Below are 17,386 nucleotides of genomic sequence, written 5' to 3'. Positions count from 1 at the left end.
ATTTCAAGGACTTAGCTTGACTGTAAGATAAACTCGCTATCCTAGAAGGAGACTTGGATTATTTAAAAATGAGCTTTAAAACCTTTCAATCAAATTTATCTCATCTACGTCCTTGGCTTACCCTATTCGCAATTGTTTGGTTGCTGGGTACGTTCGGCTTGGGTTGGTTAGTTAATTCGTTATTAATTATTCTTGGATTACTGTTTATAGCACCTATTGTGGCTTTTTTCGGGTTTCGTTGGTGGTTACAACGTAGTTTGATTGTCGATAACTGTCCGGTTTGCTCTGCACAAATTACGGGCTTGAACAATACTCAGCTACAATGTCCTAGCTGTGGCGAAAAATTGCTTATACAAAATCGGACTCTCCAACGCTTCACTCCAGAAGGAACTATTGACGTGACAGCAGTAGAAGTACCTGCAAAATCACTTGAAGAGTAGAATCTCTCTCAATGATTGGCAAATTCAAATTACAGGTATAACATCCATTGCTTTGTCAAATAAGGATCTAAAACCTTTGTTTCTTGACATTTAACTATTTTTGTGGCATCTTCTGTTGGGATATTAAGAGGGTGTAGGAATGCTGCTGCTTAGACAAATCGCCTATGTACAAAGAATACTTTCCTGCCTGCCAATATCCAGAAATTTCTGGCTTATCTTGAGAATAACTATCCCCTAATACGCAAAAACGACCTTCTGGACCGTCAATCAATAATGTTGGCTTTCCCTTGCTTTCTACTGTCAAGCGTAGGTAAGGTAGTGATTCTGCAACTTCTATAACCTGGCTGGGGGTTGTGCCAATGTTGCCACAATTACTTTTTTCAAACCCTCCAGATGTACCGCTAAGAGTTAGGGGATCTGGTTGAAAATCGCGTTCAATTTGTATAACCTCAGCTTTAGCCATTTGAAAGCTGGTGAAAATTAAGCTTAATGCCAAAACTATTGGAGCAAATTTAATAAAAGTAGAAGTTTTCATTTTTTCAATAATGCTTTTGTAATTTTATACAAGCGTATTTAAATAATTAATATTTAATAAGCACAAACTTATCTTCAGTTACAAAATCGTTAATCCGCATATTTTCGATTTATCTTGTGACTACATATTTATTTGTATATATCCAATCTTGAATTATTTTCTTTATCTCATACTGTATCAAAAGATTAAATCAGGTAAACTATAGTTGCCTTATACACAGTTTTGTTAGATAAAATCACATACATAACTGCCAATTGCAGTCTATATATTTATTTGTTGTCATATAAATTTCCTAGCTGAGGTAGAAAACATTCATGAACCCTCAAAAACAAGAAAATTTGAACGAGTATCGCCTCTATAAGCTAGTTACTCAAATTAATTCCGAATCAAAAGAACTTGCTCCTTTGCCAATATTAACAACTTATAAACTAAACCAAAGAAGCATCATTTTTTACTTAATGCAAACCATTAACTGGTTTTACTACTTGCCAGCGATAGCCAAAGTGATAGTTGTGATAGTAGTATTATTGCTCGGTTTTGCGATCTTACAGGCAGCGCTAAAACTGATTGCTTCTATTATAAGTATGGCATTGCTAGCAGGATTAGTGTACCTTGGATACAATTTTTTCGTGGCTGGTAACAGTTCTCAAATAAAAGAATAATTTATTTCTACCCTACGCTATATTTTTGCGTAAAAATCAACTTATAGGAACGGTGTTAAATGGCAACTCCAACGGTAAGGAGAAGTAGCAATAAATTGGCCCAACCAAAACAAACTCGAAAAACTAATCCGCTTTCGCTTTCTTCGCGGCGAGTTGCGGCTTGGGTCGCAGAGATTACGCTTTGTGCCGTCAGCGGTTTGGTACCTTTTGGTATTGGCGCATATGCAAATACTAAAACTAATATGGAGCGCGTACCGCTTAATCCAGTACTGGTAGCAGCAGAAAGAACAATTGCTTATCCTTTGGCTTTACCCGTCAGTTATGGTACTCGCAATGTCGCATGGTCCACTAATTTCTTATGGACAATCGCAATATTAGCTCCTCTGTCACTCAGCAGCTGGCAATGGTATTTATTGGCTAAAACCGGCAGTACTACTCCTAAGCGTTTGTTTGGAATTAAAGTAGTCCAAAACAAAAATCAACCACCCGGTTTTAGGGCTGTTTTGCTAAGGGAAGGAAGTCGTCTGGCTCTTCCTATTTCCGCAGCTTATATGTTGTGGCGTTACACTTTATTGTTCCCAAATCTTGGTATTTTCGCACTATTGGCATTGTTAATGTCCCTTGCTGAAGCAATGGGTTTCCCGATGTTGCGTCAAGGTCGCTCGATCCACGATCGAGTTGCAGGAACTTACACGGTTGATGCCACCATTCCTTTCGATCCCGCGCTTTTACGTAGAAAGAATAAATCTATGTGGGCGCAGGGAGACGAAGAAGCAGAGATAGAATCAATTGTTGTAACACCCCAAAACCAGAAAAAGGATAATTTATGGGTTTGGATGCGGCAAAACCCCAGCCTGACTTTGCTTGGAGTCGCACTATTAAGTATGGCTGGTGTATTAATAACTTTAGTTGGCACTCAAATTTATATTCAAACTCAAGAAAATCAAAAAGCCATACAGCAAAGTAATAGCAGACAGTTTTTAACACTCGAAAAACAGTATTATGGCAATTCTAGAGTCAATAAGCAGAATACAATTGTAGCTTTAGGAACTTTAAAAGATTCGCAAGCTACCAAATTTCTCGTTGGTTTGTTGGTGAAAGAAAACGACCCCAGTTTAGTACAAAGTATCCAGCAAGCTTTGGTAAGTATTGGGACTCAAGCTATTCCAGAGCTTAAAAGAATGAATCTGTTATTAGAGCGAGAGTTGGATTCTTTACCTAGCAATAAAACCAGAGAACGAGAATTACGAGAAAAAAGTTTGTATGCAAACCAACAGGCAATTAATAAAATTCTATTTGTTTATAACGGTAAAACAAATGGTATTGATTTAAGCCGCATCCAACTATCTCAAAACGGAGAAGCAAAAAATTCTGGTTTTAACTTGGCATTAGACAAAGTTGATTTATGGGGAATTGATTTCAAGTACGCAAATTTGGATAAAGCCAGTTTTACCGGTAGTCGTTTTCGCGGACCCGGTAAAGATGGTCGTTGGGACACCTATGATGACTGGATTGCCAATTTAAGTCAAGCCCAGCTAAAACAAGCTAATTTAAGCGGTGCGAATCTTAGTCGAGTTTTAATGGTTCGTACCAATTTAAGCCGTTCAAACTTGAATAAAGCAAACTTATCTGCTGCACGTTTGGTTGGGGCTAACCTTAGTAGCGCTAGCCTAGCAAAAGCGGATTTACGCAATGCTGTTTTAGAGAATGCAAGTTTAACAGGAGCAGACTTAGGTGAAGCTAGATTAAACGATGCTGATTTATACGGCGCTCGTTTGGGTCGTGTTGTTGCCATCGGAACGCAGTTGTCTAACGCTAATTTAATCAAAACTGAGTGGCAAGGAGCCGACTTGTCTTCAGCTTATCTTGACCGCGCCAATTTAAGTAATGCTAATCTAAGTGCGGCAAGACTGACTGGTGCCATTTTACGCTCTACGAATTTACAAAACGTTAACTTACGAAATGCAGACCTTAGTCTTGCCGATTTGCGGGGTGCAAATTTAGCAGGAGCAGATTTTCAAGGAACAATACTCTCTGCAAGACAGCAAAATCCAGCAGACAAGTTTGTAGATACTCCAACAACTGGAATTCAGTCTGCTGTTGTTAGAGGAGTTGATTTTAGTCAAGTTAAAAATTTAGATGATAATCAAAAAGCTTATATTTGTACTCAAGGAGGTTTTCATAACAAGTATTGTCCGTAGTAAAAATAGTAAATAGGGAGACAAGGAGATGGGGAGATAATTTTCAACTACTAACTCCTTATTCTTAACTCCTAAGTGCTAGATGTTTTTCCATAAATCCAAAATCTTTCTGAAAAAAGTTTTGAAGAAGAACATCTTCCCTCTAATTTTACGCAAAACCTAAAATCTAAAATTGTTTGGGGGTTGGAAAATGAAATGTCTTAAGTATTTGGCTTCCACAGCTTTAATTAGTTCGAGTTTGAGTTTGGCTTTATCGACAAAACCCGCGCAAGCTCAAGTCGCATACGGTAGTTATGTTGGTGTCGGTCCGACTGTTGGTATTTCCGATGGCGCTCAAGTTGGTGGAGTTCTTGCAGTCCGTTACAAGCTATTAGAAACACCCATATCTTTTCGTACCCAGGCTTTAATTGGTGAAAACACGGCGGTTGTACCAATGGTTTCTTACGATGTTCCTCTTAACTGGCAGACTGATGCTTATCTAGGAGCTGGATTAGTTTTAGCTGGTGGGGATACACCTTCTCCCGTGGGTAATAAAGTCAGTTTTGCTTTGCAGCCCGGTGTTGATTATATGGTGCCTAATAGCAACACTGTGATTTTCGGTAATGCGATTATTGCTTTCGACGCTTATCGCGACCAGAATGATACCGCTGTTTCCATACAAGGTGGTGTTGGTTTAAGGTTTTAAAGACAATGGGAAATAATCTTAGAAACCTGGCTGAAAAAACTAGGTTTCTAAATCCCTTTAAGTATAAATTTTCGGATAACTTATTAAACGAACACGTTATCAAGCTGAAATTACATGCTCGAAGTTGCTTAATTCCTGTAGTTGAGCGCTTGGGTACGAGTTTTATATTCAAGTGGACTTGAAAGCATATTTTTTCTCATAATGATTAATAAGACAGACAAATAAACAAAGTATACTTTAAATTCTGGAGTCAATCAGCGACCTTTTCGGGTAATTTAAAATACTATTAATCTTAATTATTAAGTAAAATTATTTAATAAAAATATTGACGATTTAAAGGAACTTTAACGGCAATTTATGCTTCTAATATAGCGTGGTTATGTCTATGCTGTTTGCGAAACAAAGCATAATTACTCAAAACTATATAGAATAGATAATCGTAAAATTGATATGAATTTTGCATTCAGTAGAGAGACAACTGAAGTTACATCTCAACAAATAAAGCAAGTTAAAAAATGGATTTATCAATGCTTAGAAATTGACGAAGATATTTCTATTTGTTTGAGTCAATTACAGTGTAAAGAAGCAGACTGTCCGCCAATTGAAACGGTAATTTCGATCATGGATAATCCCGTGCGGCAGTATAAAATTCACAAAAAAATTGCGGATATTAAGCTTGCGGATATTTCTCTTCTTATAGGCAAACATTAAATTTATGAATTCAAAAAATATTTCACTATAATTTTTTATACTGAGAACTAAGATCAAATTTATTTTGGTTATATTCCTGAAATCATTTATTGAATCTATGGTTATCACTCGTCATAGTTTATTTGATAATAAGTTATAGCAGTATTTCTGCATATTGACCGAGTAAAAAATATTATGTTTTAACCAAAAAACTATTTTCATAATCAAAAATATCGTTATATCTTACACACTATTTGTAAAAAAATACTAAATATTACTGTTGAAAAATATGTCACTCTCGACTATTTTTAAGGACGAAAAATAAATATTTTTTTAGTCAAAAATAATTTGTTATGATTAAAAAGTATTAAGAAAACATTAGTAATTAGTAGTTGGGATGAAGGTGATGCTAGCAGAAACTAACAACCAATAACTAAATACTAATTATTGACAAGTAATGGAACTCAGATAATGACTCTATCTATTCGTCCTGAACTCCCTTCTTCTAATCGGACGTTATCGTCTTTATCCAAACAGGAAACTCATCCTCCAAATGTAACCGAAGCAGAAATGATGGAGGCTGTACGTACTTTACTGATTGGATTAGGAGAAGATCCAAATCGTGAAGGACTAAAAGATACGCCAAAAAGAGTTGTCAAAGCTTTGCAGTTTCTCACTAAGGGATATCATGAGTCTCTCGATGAACTGTTAAATGGTGCAGTATTTACTGAAGATGCCAACGAAATGGTATTGGTTCGAGACATTGATGTTTTCAGTTCTTGCGAACACCATATTTTACCAGTTATTGGTCGCGCTCATGTAGCCTATATTCCAAATGGAAAGGTAATCGGATTATCTAAAGTTGCTCGAATTTGCGAAATGTATGCACGACGCTTACAGGTGCAGGAACGTCTTACCGTACAAATTGCTGATGCACTACAGGGTTTATTAAAACCACAAGGGGTGGCTGTGGTTTTAGAAGCTAGTCACATGTGTATGGTAATGCGCGGGGTGCAAAAACCAGGTTCTTGGACTGTTACTAGTGCGATGCGGGGAGTATTTGCTGAAGATGCCAAAACTCGCGAGGAGTTTATGAATTTGATCCGACACAAGCCTAATTTTGGGTAGAAATAGCGAGACGTAGCACTGCTACGTCTCTACAAAATAATCTTAATGACTGCCAGCCCAACTTACCCATCTATGAGGTATACCTGTAGGATGTTGTGTTTGGTTAATCTCTTGATTTGTGGTTTTTGATTTACTTAAATCCGCATTATAGGTATCAGCTTCATTAATGTTGCTATCGGATAAATTAGCGTAGTTGAGATTAGCTTTAGTTAAGTCAGCACCGCTGAGTTCTGCTTCTGTGAGATTGGCTTGATGCATATTCGCATTTACTAAGTTAGCGCTTCTTAAGTCGGCTTTTTGCAAATTAGCTCTTTCTAACTTTGCATTAACTAGCTCTGCGCCAATTAGATTTATCTCGCTAAGATTCGCACCAGTTAAATCTGCTCCACTCAAATCTGCATCAGTTAAATTTGCTCGACTTAAATTGCATCCTCGAAGTCTAGCTCCACTTAAATCTGCTCCACTTAAATCGGCAGCACATAAGTTTATACCACTTAAATCAGTGTTTTTTAGATCTGCTTGATGGAGAATTGCTCCACTAAAATCTTTTTCTCCTGCTCCATGTTGGCTTAAAAGCTTATTAGCGTCCATATTTTCACCTCTTTGTTTAACCAATAAATCAGTTTATAAATCGAGATGCATTTATTCATGGTAAATTACAAATTTTACCTAATCCTATTTACTTACTTAACCTATTTACTTTCTCGAATTTAAAGTTAAACTCAATAAACTTATTCTGCTAAATTTTTTTTAATATGAAGCATTTACTTAAACTAATGATGCAAAAATTCTCAAAAGTTTGTCATTCTGATTAATAATTTTGAATGTTCAGACTTTATCTTTAAAGACGCGATATAATGCACCAATATGTTAACGGACACCCTGAATATTAGATTTAGATAAAGCTGAACGCTAACAGGCAAAGAAATAAAACCGCGTCTTTACATTTATTGAACTAATCCTAATTTAGAATAATTTGGTCTATTTTGTTGTAGCAATTCCAATAATTTTTGTTCAATGACCTTACTGATTAACTGATTTCCTTGTAAATTAAAATGAATGTGGTCGTGATACAAAGCCTTTGGATTTTGGGAAGCATTAAATATAGGTAAAAAATCGATATAGATAATATCTCTAGCTCTAGTAAATTCTTTTAAACGTTGACGTTCTTTTATCTCATAATCGCGGGGTCCTGGTTCGCCGATTTCTCGCAACAACGGAGTCATAGCTAATAAAAACTCTGCATTGTTTTCCCTAGCTAATTCTTGAATTTTAGCAATAGCTTCTAGGTTTAAAGCAACACGATCGCCACTTTCATTGTGTATCTCTTTAAGTCCCGGTATCGGTTTTTGCTTTATAAGATAGCGGTTGAATATTTCCACTAATGCCAAGGGTGGTTTTTGCGAAGGGTAATTGCGATCGCGTCCGACTTGTAGTGAAGTCGGTGTAGTTGAAAATAAATCATCGGTATTAATTAGCAACACTATAGCTTCTGAGCCAAAGCTACCAAACCTTTGTAAATAAGCTAATTCGTTTCTCGGTCCCCACGAATTAGCTGAAGCATTTAGTACTTCTACTTGCGAAATATCCTGAGATATTTCGGATAAATTCGATTTCAACAAGCCCATGATTAAATTAGAAATCGTGTTCTCTTGATCTGTCCACCAACCACCATTAGCTATAGAGTCTCCTAAAAGCAGTATTCTCAAGCTTGAAGATAAAGGTGTTTGTTGAATATCAACACCTCGCATTGAATACTGGTTAATTTCTATACGATTACCAAAGCGGCGGGTACGCTGAGAAGGAGCCAATAAATAACCGATTTTTTCTTCACCTATGTAAGTTAAAGGATTACCAAAACCAAACAGCAAGCGCAATCCAATTTCTGTAGTTATAAGTAATCCTACAATTGTCGTAACAATAATTAATAAAAGAAATCTCACCGTTGAATACCTATTTTTCGTGTAATGGCACAAATTACACCAATATACACGACGGGTAATTGGGAGGGAGAGGGGGAGAAGGGGAAACAGTTAACAGTCAGCAGTGAGTAGTGAGCAGTTACTCGTTTTAAGTAGCGAGTAGCGAGTTGGAAATTACCAATTACGAGTTAGCAATGCCCAATGCCCAATGCCCAATGCCCAATTACCAATTACCAATTACCAATGCCCAATTCCCCATTATCATTCTTCGTTTACTTTTCTTAAGAAAATTGTTATCGAAATGTTTTGCTTATATCTGCTTATATAGGAGGTAACGGACTAAAATCAAGGCGGATAATTCGTCAAAATTGATAAGGGAGGATTATTTTTTATGTCCGATTTAAATCGTGGAATCATGAAGTTTAAGGGTGCGGATACTCCTAAAGCTGTAACTATTTCTACCGTTCTGGTTTTGGGTTCCATTGCATTACTTATATTTTGGGCACTACAGGTCGCTTACGCGGTAAACTAGAAAACTAGCTACTCCAGAAATTAGGGCGCGAAATGTATTACGAATGTGTTAAGCCTGTAGACTTTTCTTTACGTTTCTACTTGTAAAGAAATCTTGAGCGGGACACTATCACAATTATGAATTCTTGTTTTTGCTGACAGCTAATTAGACGAGTTACGTTGGATTCTAAGGGGCGATGATTTAACTAACTTCACCCCTTAGACCATTATTATTTTCTGTTATTAACCTCATTAAAGTCTTTACTTTGGATTTTAGATTAAAGAGAAATCAAAAATCATTCATATGCTTGAACTCTGGGGTGCTTTATTTATTTTTATTTTCTGTCCCCTTTTAGGTGGATTACCAGTAATTTCCTGGATTACTAATGCTTTAGCTAAGCGACGATTAGCTCAAATAGGAACTGGTAATATTGGAGTAAGTGCTGCTTTCTACCACGGTGGAACTTTGGTAGGTGTTCTGGCTGTTTTGTCGGAAGCTCTTAAGGGAGTCATTGCAGTTTTAATCGCACGTGCTTTTTTTGAAAGTGGTTCCTATTGGGAATTGATTGCTTTAATCGCCTTGGTAATAGGTAGATTTTGGATGGGGAAGGGCGCGGGTACTACAAATGTTGTCTGGGGATTTGCGGTACACGATCCAATGGCGGCGGCGTTTGTATTTTTAGTAAGTAGTATCAGCTTTTTGCTATTGCGTTCTAGGGAATTAGCAAAGTATGGGGTATTAATTTTATTTCCCCTGATTGTAGCGGTACTGCATTTCGACAATATACCCCATATTTTGGCGGCGGTTGTATTAGCTGGTTTATTAGCCTGGATTTATCAACAGATTCCAGATGACTTAAATTTAAAAGCGTCCGAATCGAAGCCAGAGTCCCAAGCAATGTTTCAACTGTTACGCGGCGACCAAAAAATACTTTCCTTAGATAATGAATTAGATGCTGCAATCGTAGGCAATAAAGCAGCTAGATCCTCAGAAATGAAGCGTGCTGGTTATCCAGTTCCTAAAGGTTGGGTATTGACTCCTATGGATGAACCACAAGCGCTGATAGATTTTTTACAGCCGTCAGATTTATCTCCTTTGGCAGTACGTTCTTCTGCTTTGGGAGAAGATACAGAAGAAGCCTCCGCAGCAGGGCAGTACGAAACTGTTTTGAACGTGACGACAAAAGAAGGTTTACAACAAGCTATTAGTACAGTTCGTGCCTCTTACGAGCATCCAGCAGCAGTTCAATATCGTCGCGATCGCAATTTAAAAGAAACTGCAATGGCAGTGTTGATTCAACAACAAGTCCAAGGCGTATTTTCTGGAGTTGCTTTTAGTCGCGATCCAATTACTCAAGAAAACGATGCTGTAGTGATTGAAGCAACTGCTGGTAGTGCAGCTCAGGTAGTTTCTGGGAGATACACGCCGGAACAATATCGGGCTTTTGTGGTGAAAACAGAAAATTTATCTTCGGTACATCTCGAAGGTGAAGGACAAATACCGGCTGTTTTAATCAAACAGGTAGCTTATTTAGCCCGTCAAATCGAACAACATTATCACGGTATTCCTCAAGATATTGAATGGAGCTATGATGGTCAAACTTTGTGGATATTACAAGTTCGTCCTATCACTACTTTATTACCAATTTGGACGCGCAAAATTGCTGCTGAAGTAATTCCGGGCATTATTCATCCCTTAACTTGGTCAATTAATCGTCCCTTAACTTGCGGCTCTTGGGGAGGAATTTTTGCAGTAGTATTGGGCGAACGAGCTATAGGCTTGGATTTCAACGAAACCGCAACGCTGCACTTTTCTAGAGCTTATTTTAACGCCAGTCTTCTAGGAAAGATTTTCCTACGTATGGGTTTACCCCCCGAAAGTTTGGAATTCTTGACTAGAGGTGCAAAAATGAGCAAACCACCTCTAAGTTCTACTTTGTCAAATGCTCCGGGATTGCTGCGGTTGCTTACAAAAGAAATAAGTTTAGAAAGAGATTTTAAGCGAGATTTCCGCAAGCGGTTTCAACCGGGGCTATCTGAATTATCACAAAAAGCATTACTCGAACTCGACCAAACTCAGCTATTAGAAAGAATTGAATTCATTTTAGAACTGCTCAATAGCGCTACTTATTATAGCATTATGGCTCCCTTGAGTGCTGCCATTAGACAAGGAATTTTTAAGCCTAAGAAAGATAGCGATATTGATAACAGTGCGGCTCCTGAAGTAGCAGCTTTACGAGAACTCGGGGAATTAGCCGCAGCAGCAAAATTGATACTACCCGAATTCGATCCAGAAACGCTGTTTGAGGATTTAGCAGTTTCCACACCAGGACAAAAAATCCTCGAAAGTTTTGAAACCTTGCTTAACCGTTATGGTTATTTGAGTGATGTCGGAACAGATATTGCTGTTCCTACCTGGAGAGAAGAACCCGAAGCCGTAAAATTGTTATTTATCCAGTTGATGCAAGGAAATCAACCCCCACAAAACAAACGTAAGCGGGGAGGAGTTGTACAAAGTCGCGTAGATTTAAAAGGACGAGTTACAGAAGTTTATTCTCGATTATTAGCGCAGTTAAGGTGGAGTTTTATAGCGTTAGAACGAAACTGGCTGAAAAATGGCTTACTTGGGGAGCCAGGAGATATATTTTTCTTAGAGATTGAGGAAATACGGCGAATCATTAGGGATTCCGATTATCAATTGTTAAGTCGCATAAGAGAATTAATAAACATTCGCAGAAACCAGCTTGTAGAAGATGGTCAACTCAATCCCGTACCGTTGTTAGTTTACGGTAATGCACCTCCTTTATCTATCTTCTTTTCTCGCCCTTCTCTGGTTCCTGACGGAATGTTGACTGGAATTCCTGCCAGTCACGGTCAAGTTGAAGGCAAAGTCAAGGTGTTACGGAATTTACAGGCTGTTCCAGATATCGATAAGCAGACAATACTAGTAGTTCCTTATACAGATTCTGGCTGGGTAGCTTTATTAGCAAGGGCTGGCGGACTAATAGCCGAAGCCGGTGGAAAACTTTCTCACGGTGCAATTATTGCGCGAGAATACGGGATTCCCGCAGTAATGGATGTACATAATGCAACTTGGTTATTACAAGATGGGCAGCGAGTACGGATTGATGGTTCAAAGGGAATTATTGAAATATCGAACGATTTAAGACCAGATTGAGAGAGAGGGGGTAGAAGGGGAATAGGGAAAACAGTTAACAGTTAACAGTGAGCAGTTATGAGCAGCAAGTAGCAAGTAGCAAGTTAGAAATTACCAATTACCCATTACCAGTTACCAATTACCCAATTCTCAATTACCAATGCCCAATGCCCATTAACTCATTAATAATTTCATGAAATTTACTTCGTTAAACAATTTACCGCAAGAAGCTGTTTCTCATAATCCTGAAATTAAGAAAAAGGTGATGTTGCGATTTGGGGATTTACCTCACCTAACTAATTTCTCTCAAGCACGTTTTGCTCCAGGGCAATCTGCGGCAGCCCACGCGCATCAAGATATGTGTGAGGTGTTTTTTGTGGAATCGGGTTCGGGTTTGATTATTGTTGATGATAAGGAATATTCTTTACTTCCTGGTAGTTGTGTCGCGGTGGAAGCGGGGGAAGTTCATGAAGTTGTGAATAATGGTACTGATAAATTGGTACTAACTTATTTTGGTTTGCGAGTGGAGAAGGAAGGCGGATTAGACGGATTATAGGATGGTACGGATTAGAAAACAGAAATAAATCATCTGTAGATTTCAAAACGTCTATGTAATCACATAATCCATTTAATCGGTGTTCCGCGTTATAGGATGACACTAATCAAACATCTATGTAATCATGTAATCCCATTAATCCGTTAATCCGTTTAATCCGTGTTCCATGATGAGTAAATTAAAATATGCCGATATTACTCAAAAAATAATCGGAGCATCGTTTGAAGTTCATAAATTTTTAGGTAACGGCTTCCAAGAAGTAATATATCAGCGAGCTTTAGCTTACGAACTGCATCAAGCAAAGCTAAAATTCGCTCGTGAAATCGAACAAAAAATTTACTACAAAAACCTTCCCGAACCTATTGGTACCCGAAGAGCCGATTTTGTAGTCGAAGATAAAATCCTTGTGGAGCTAAAGGCTGTCATCCAACTTGATAATGCTCACTTAGCCCAGGCTCTTAATTATTTAAAAGTCTATAAATTAGAAGTGGGATTACTGATAAACTTTGGTAGCAAAAGTCTAACTTTTAAACGGCTTATTAGATAAAACCATATGAGTCAACAAACAGTATCGGCAATCTAAGATAATTGTAAGGTAAAAGTTATAGACAATAACTAATATAAGAGTTTTTGAAGCTAACTAAAAATATTTTGCCACTATAAAATAAGTGCAAAGCAAAAAATTTCAAATTAAACCGAAAAAGCCAGCAGTCGGATTTGAACCGACGACCTACGCATTACAAGTGCGTTGCTCTACCACTGAGCCATGCTGGCAAAAGTCATACTAAGTTGTTATTGTACCAGATTTCAAAAAATTGTAAAGAGCCAATCTCAATTCTAATTGGCGACAAGCTTCTAAGCCGTTCAAAATATTTGGTCAAAATACATAAATTAATAAACGATTATTTTTATCTGCCTAGAGAATGATTTACCCAAGCGCAAAAGCAAAGTTATTGTAATAACAAAATAGAATAGCAAATATTAAAAAAATTAAAATTTCATTACTACCTTTAGAAGTTATCTTAAATTTCGGGCATTTTAAACAAGAAACTGAAAGCTTTCAGACTCTGTTTTGATGCATATCTAAATAGATACAGTAAAGTAAATAATTGTCCTTAGAAGTAATTAAAACAATATGACAGCGTTAAGCCAACGAGATTTATTGAGCATAGCAGATTTGAGTCAGGTAGAGGTCGAAGAACTTTTACAAATGGCAACTCAGTTGAAAACGAAGCAATTGAAATTACGATGCAATAAAGTATTAGGACTTTTATTTTCTAAAGCTTCTACAAGAACCCGAGTCAGTTTTACGGTTGCAATGTATCAATTAGGCGGACAGGTTATTGACCTCAATCCTAACGTTACTCAAGTTAGTCGTGGCGAACCAATTCAAGATACAGCGAGAGTTTTAGATAGATATCTTGATATATTGGCAATTCGTACCTTTGAACAGCAAGAATTACAAACATTTGCAAATTATGCCCAAATACCGGTGATTAATGCGCTGACAGATTTGGAGCATCCCTGTCAAATTTTAGCGGATTTAATGACTATTCAAGAAGAATTTCAAACTTTAAAGGGTTTAACTTTGACTTATGTCGGTGACGGCAATAATGTTGCAAATTCCTTGATGTTGGGGTGTGCTTTAGTAGGAATAAACGTCAGAATTGCGACTCCTAGCGGATACGAACCAAATGCAGATGTCGTAGAACAAGCACGAGCAATTTCAAATGGAAAAACTGAAGTTGTTATTACTAAAGACCCAAAAATAGCTGCAAAGAATGCTAATATACTTTATACTGATGTATGGGCAAGTATGGGGCAAGAAGAAGAAGCAGACGACAGAATGCCAATCTTCAAACCTTACCAAATTAATCAGGAATTGTTGAGTTTTGCTCAACAGAATGCGATTGTTCTGCACTGTTTACCAGCGCATCGCGATGAAGAAATAACAGATGGTGTTATTGAGGGTGAAAATTCGCGAGTTTGGAACCAAGCAGAAAATCGACTCCACGCACAAAAGGCTTTACTTGCCAGTATTTTAGAAGCCGAACAAGTTTAAATTTTACTCAACACTGATTTTGGATTTCCCCTTAGTTACAATCCAAAATCTCTCCGGTTTTAACCCCCGTTTCAAAATTTATTTTAACAATTGCAATATAAAAGCCAAAAAACTTTGCAGTTATGAGGTTTTTTGTAGTACTAATGTTCTAGGGACATTTGTATTTTACTTCTCTATAAATTTATGGAAAAACTGACAGAAGCACAAAGAGAACTTTACGATTGGCTGACGGAATATATCCGAATGCGTCAACATTCGCCTTCAATTCGTCAGATGATGCAAGCGATGAATTTGAAGTCACCAGCGCCTATTCAAAGTCGTTTGGAGCATTTACGTAACAAAGGATATATTGAATGGAGCGAAGGTAAAGCAAGGACTATTAGAGTTTTGCATCCGGAAGATCCCGGAGTACCTATTTTGGGAACCATAGCTGCTGGTGGTTTAATTGAACCCTTTACCGATGCTGTCGAGCATTTAGATTTTAAAGAGATAAAGTTACCATTCCAAACTTATGCTTTGCGGGTAACTGGTGACAGCATGATTGAGGATTCCATAGTCGATGGAGACATGGTATTTCTGCGCCCGGTACAGGAACCAGATATGCTTAAAGACGGTACTATTGTTGCTGCAATGGTAGATGGACACGGTACCACATTAAAGCGCTTTTATCGTACAAGTTCCGAAAGAATTACCCTTGAACCCGCAAACCCGAAATATCAACCAATTGAGGTTGATGCAGGGCAAGTACAGGTGCAAGGTTCGTTGGTTGCTGTTTGGCGCAATTATAACTGAGAAAGGGAATGGGGAACAGGTTAAAGGTTAAAGGTTAAAGGTTAAAGGTTGAAAGTTAAAATTCTTCATTTCCCTTAAGTCCCTTGTTTCCTTGTCTCCCCTCTTCCCCCATCGCTTTAATTACGAGTCACTAGTCATCATTACCGGGGTTGCTGCCATTTTATGTATCTCACACAAAAGAAATCTCAGTTAAAAGTACCAAATACTTTAACTAATTTTCGTCTCAAAATTCCTTATCGGGCAGGAGAAAAGAAAGGCACCTATCAAGCAAAACAGCTATTACCAGGATGCCCGAAAATTCCGCCATCTCTGCAATTGCGAAACTACCAAAAGCAAGCTGTAAATAATTGGTTTGCGAATAATGGTAGGGGTACTTTGAAAATGGCGACTGGGAGCGGTAAGACTATCACGGCACTGGCAATTACTTGGGAATTATACAGTCAAATTAATTTGCAAGTATTGCTGGTGGTTTGTCCTTACCGTCATCTGGTGACGCAGTGGGCGCGGGAATGCGAAAAGTTTGGGTTAGAGCCGATTTTAGCTTTTGAAAATGTCCGTAATTGGCAAACACAACTTTCTACACAGCTTTATAATATACGTTCTGGTTTTCAACCGTTTATCACGGTTATTACTACTAATTCAACTTTGATAAGCGATGGTTTCCAATCTCAATTAAAATATTTTCCTCAGAAGACTTTGATTATTGGTGATGAAGCTCATAATTTGGGCTCGCCAAAGCTAGAGGAAAGTTTACCCCACAATATTGGATTAAGATTGGGATTATCTGCCACACCGGAAAGATATTTTGATGAGGTAGGAACTCAATCTGTATTTAATTATTTTGGTGCAGTTTTGCAACCAGAATTTACTTTGAGAGATGCTATTAGTCAAGGTGCTTTGGTACGCTATCTTTATTATCCGGTACTGATAGAATTAACGGAATCGGAAAGTCTTGCTTATTCAAAATTAACGCATAAAATTGGGCGGGTTTTACAATATAAGCAGCGAGAAAGTGGCGATTTAATTAATATTGAAGATAATGAAGACATCAAATCTTTATTAATTCAGCGTGCGAGGTTAGTAAGTGCGGCGGAAAATAAATTAAATGCTCTACGTGAATTGATGTTAAGTCGTCACGAAACTACTCACACGTTATTTTATTGCAGCGATGGTTCACAAGAAGCCCACGGACGTGCTAATTTACGTCAATTAAAGGAAGTAACTCGTATTTTGGGAGTTGATTTAGGTTATAGAGTTAGCACCTATACCGCAGAAACTTCTTTATCAGAAAGAGAAGATTTAAGAAATCAATTTGAAAGCGGAGAATTGCAAGGCTTAGTGGCAATTCGCTGTTTGGATGAAGGAGTTGATATTCCTGCTATTAAAACAGCCGTGATTTTAGCAAGTTCGAGCAATCCCCGTCAATTTATCCAGCGGAGGGGAAGGGTTTTACGTCCTCATCCGGGTAAGGAACGCGCTAATATTTTTGACATGATTGTATTACCTCCGAATTTAGATAGGAAGACTTTAGAAGTTGAACGTAATTTGTTGAAAAAAGAATTGCGTCGGTTTGTTGAGTTTGCCGATTTAGCTGACAATGCTGGTGAAGCGAGGATGAAATTACTCGATTTACAAAAGCGATATGGGTTGATGGATGTTTAATTTAAAGCGAAGGGAATTGGACATGGGGCATTGGGCATTGTTTAATACAATTTTTAGATTTTCTCAAAAAAACTTTGCGAAACTTTGCGAAACTCTGCTTTACCTTTGCGCTCCTTTACGTTGAAGAATAAATTCAAAAATTAAATGAAAATGACCGCAATGTGAGAGAATAAAACATATAAACAGATATTTTTATAATGGGGATATTTTCAAAAATTTTATTGCTGCTAATATTCCCATTATTTAACGATACTTTCTATAAAAATAATATCAGAAAAGCGCTTCGTAAATAAAATATTTTTCAGATAAACAATAAAAAATAATTTACATTAATTTGCACTTTATTATACATAAAAACTGTTTTTTAAAGGCGATTTGCAGTTT

At 37.5% G+C, this 17,386-nt stretch carries 16 protein-coding genes and 1 tRNA gene; 13 read left to right on the top strand and 4 right to left on the bottom strand.

All coding sequences use genetic code 11. The features are described from left to right. Positions 1 to 68 precede the first annotated feature (68 nt). Positions 69 to 440 (top strand): hypothetical protein, encoded by a 372-nt coding sequence (locus RIV7116_RS11685; RefSeq protein ID WP_015118506.1) that lies wholly within the window; start codon positions 69 to 71, stop codon positions 438 to 440. A 94-nt stretch (positions 441 to 534) separates the two neighbouring features. Here the strand turns inward: RIV7116_RS11685 and RIV7116_RS11680 are convergent, their stop codons facing one another. Continuing rightward, a complete protein-coding gene (locus tag RIV7116_RS11680; RefSeq protein WP_015118505.1) occupies positions 535 to 975 on the bottom strand; it encodes a hypothetical protein in 441 nt (146 codons plus the stop codon). Between the two features lie 314 nt (positions 976 to 1,289). On the opposite strand from RIV7116_RS11680, the gene RIV7116_RS11675 reads away from it, so the two are divergent. The 5 genes from RIV7116_RS11675 (at position 1,290) to folE (ending at position 6,341) form a co-directional block, all read left to right on the top strand. Further along, positions 1,290 to 1,637: a hypothetical protein gene (locus RIV7116_RS11675; protein ID WP_015118504.1), complete on the top strand. Its 348-nt coding sequence runs from the start codon at positions 1,290 to 1,292 to the stop codon at positions 1,635 to 1,637. A gap of 59 nt (positions 1,638 to 1,696) precedes the next feature. Beyond that, positions 1,697 to 3,838 carry a pentapeptide repeat-containing protein gene (locus RIV7116_RS11670; protein ID WP_015118503.1) on the top strand — a complete coding sequence of 714 codons (2,142 nt, stop codon included), beginning with the start codon at positions 1,697 to 1,699 and terminating at the stop codon, positions 3,836 to 3,838. Between the two features lie 190 nt (positions 3,839 to 4,028). Further along, on the top strand, positions 4,029 to 4,523 hold the full coding sequence (locus RIV7116_RS11665; protein ID WP_015118502.1) for a hypothetical protein: 495 nt from the start codon (positions 4,029 to 4,031) through the stop codon (positions 4,521 to 4,523). A gap of 450 nt (positions 4,524 to 4,973) precedes the next feature. Beyond that, on the top strand, positions 4,974 to 5,234 hold the full coding sequence (locus RIV7116_RS11660; protein WP_015118501.1) for a hypothetical protein: 261 nt from the start codon (positions 4,974 to 4,976) through the stop codon (positions 5,232 to 5,234). Between the two features lie 450 nt (positions 5,235 to 5,684). After that, positions 5,685 to 6,341, top strand: a complete 657-nt coding sequence (folE, locus tag RIV7116_RS11655) for a GTP cyclohydrolase I FolE (protein WP_015118500.1) — start codon at positions 5,685 to 5,687, stop codon at positions 6,339 to 6,341. 42 nt (positions 6,342 to 6,383) lie between these two features. Here folE and RIV7116_RS11650 read toward each other — a convergent pair whose 3' ends face one another. Together RIV7116_RS11650 and RIV7116_RS11645 are read right to left on the bottom strand one after the other, a co-directional pair. Next, on the bottom strand, positions 6,384 to 6,932 hold the full coding sequence (locus RIV7116_RS11650; protein WP_015118499.1) for a pentapeptide repeat-containing protein: 549 nt from the start codon (positions 6,930 to 6,932) through the stop codon (positions 6,384 to 6,386). Between the two features lie 356 nt (positions 6,933 to 7,288). Further along, positions 7,289 to 8,284: an SGNH/GDSL hydrolase family protein gene (locus RIV7116_RS11645; RefSeq protein WP_015118498.1), complete on the bottom strand. Its 996-nt coding sequence runs from the start codon at positions 8,282 to 8,284 to the stop codon at positions 7,289 to 7,291. A gap of 370 nt (positions 8,285 to 8,654) precedes the next feature. Here RIV7116_RS11645 and RIV7116_RS36420 point away from each other — a divergent pair, with 370 nt between their 5' ends. The 4 genes from RIV7116_RS36420 (at position 8,655) to RIV7116_RS11625 (ending at position 13,033) form a co-directional block, all read left to right on the top strand. Further along, on the top strand, positions 8,655 to 8,795 hold the full coding sequence (locus RIV7116_RS36420; protein WP_015118497.1) for a hypothetical protein: 141 nt from the start codon (positions 8,655 to 8,657) through the stop codon (positions 8,793 to 8,795). A 282-nt stretch (positions 8,796 to 9,077) separates the two neighbouring features. Further along, entirely contained in the window at positions 9,078 to 11,951 is a 2,874-nt protein-coding gene (locus tag RIV7116_RS11635) for a glycerol-3-phosphate acyltransferase (protein ID WP_015118496.1), read from the top strand. Positions 11,952 to 12,123: 172 nt separating this feature from the next. Continuing rightward, positions 12,124 to 12,486 (top strand): cupin domain-containing protein, encoded by a 363-nt coding sequence (locus RIV7116_RS11630; protein ID WP_015118495.1) that lies wholly within the window; start codon positions 12,124 to 12,126, stop codon positions 12,484 to 12,486. Between the two features lie 166 nt (positions 12,487 to 12,652). Then, positions 12,653 to 13,033: a GxxExxY protein gene (locus tag RIV7116_RS11625; RefSeq protein ID WP_015118494.1), complete on the top strand. Its 381-nt coding sequence runs from the start codon at positions 12,653 to 12,655 to the stop codon at positions 13,031 to 13,033. Positions 13,034 to 13,188: 155 nt separating this feature from the next. On the opposite strand, the gene RIV7116_RS11620 is transcribed toward RIV7116_RS11625, so the two are convergent. Then, a tRNA-Thr gene (locus RIV7116_RS11620) sits at positions 13,189 to 13,260 on the bottom strand. Positions 13,261 to 13,621: 361 nt separating this feature from the next. Here RIV7116_RS11620 and argF point away from each other — a divergent pair. From argF to RIV7116_RS11605, 3 genes are all read left to right on the top strand, one after another. Continuing rightward, complete coding sequence (gene argF, locus RIV7116_RS11615; RefSeq protein ID WP_015118493.1) at positions 13,622 to 14,548, top strand: ornithine carbamoyltransferase; 927 nt, start codon at positions 13,622 to 13,624, stop codon at positions 14,546 to 14,548. Between the two features lie 183 nt (positions 14,549 to 14,731). Then, positions 14,732 to 15,340, top strand: coding sequence for a transcriptional repressor LexA (gene lexA / locus RIV7116_RS11610; RefSeq protein WP_015118492.1), 609 nt, complete (start codon positions 14,732 to 14,734; stop codon positions 15,338 to 15,340). Between the two features lie 162 nt (positions 15,341 to 15,502). Then, positions 15,503 to 17,002: a DNA phosphorothioation system restriction enzyme gene (locus RIV7116_RS11605; RefSeq protein WP_015118491.1), complete on the top strand. Its 1,500-nt coding sequence runs from the start codon at positions 15,503 to 15,505 to the stop codon at positions 17,000 to 17,002. Positions 17,003 to 17,386: the final 384 nt, after the last annotated feature.

It is taken from the genome of Rivularia sp. PCC 7116, assembly GCF_000316665.1.
Classification (GTDB): domain Bacteria; phylum Cyanobacteriota; class Cyanobacteriia; order Cyanobacteriales; family Nostocaceae; genus Rivularia.
The sequence above is the reverse complement of the archived record's forward strand: the minus strand, read 5'-3'. Positions and strand labels throughout refer to the sequence as shown.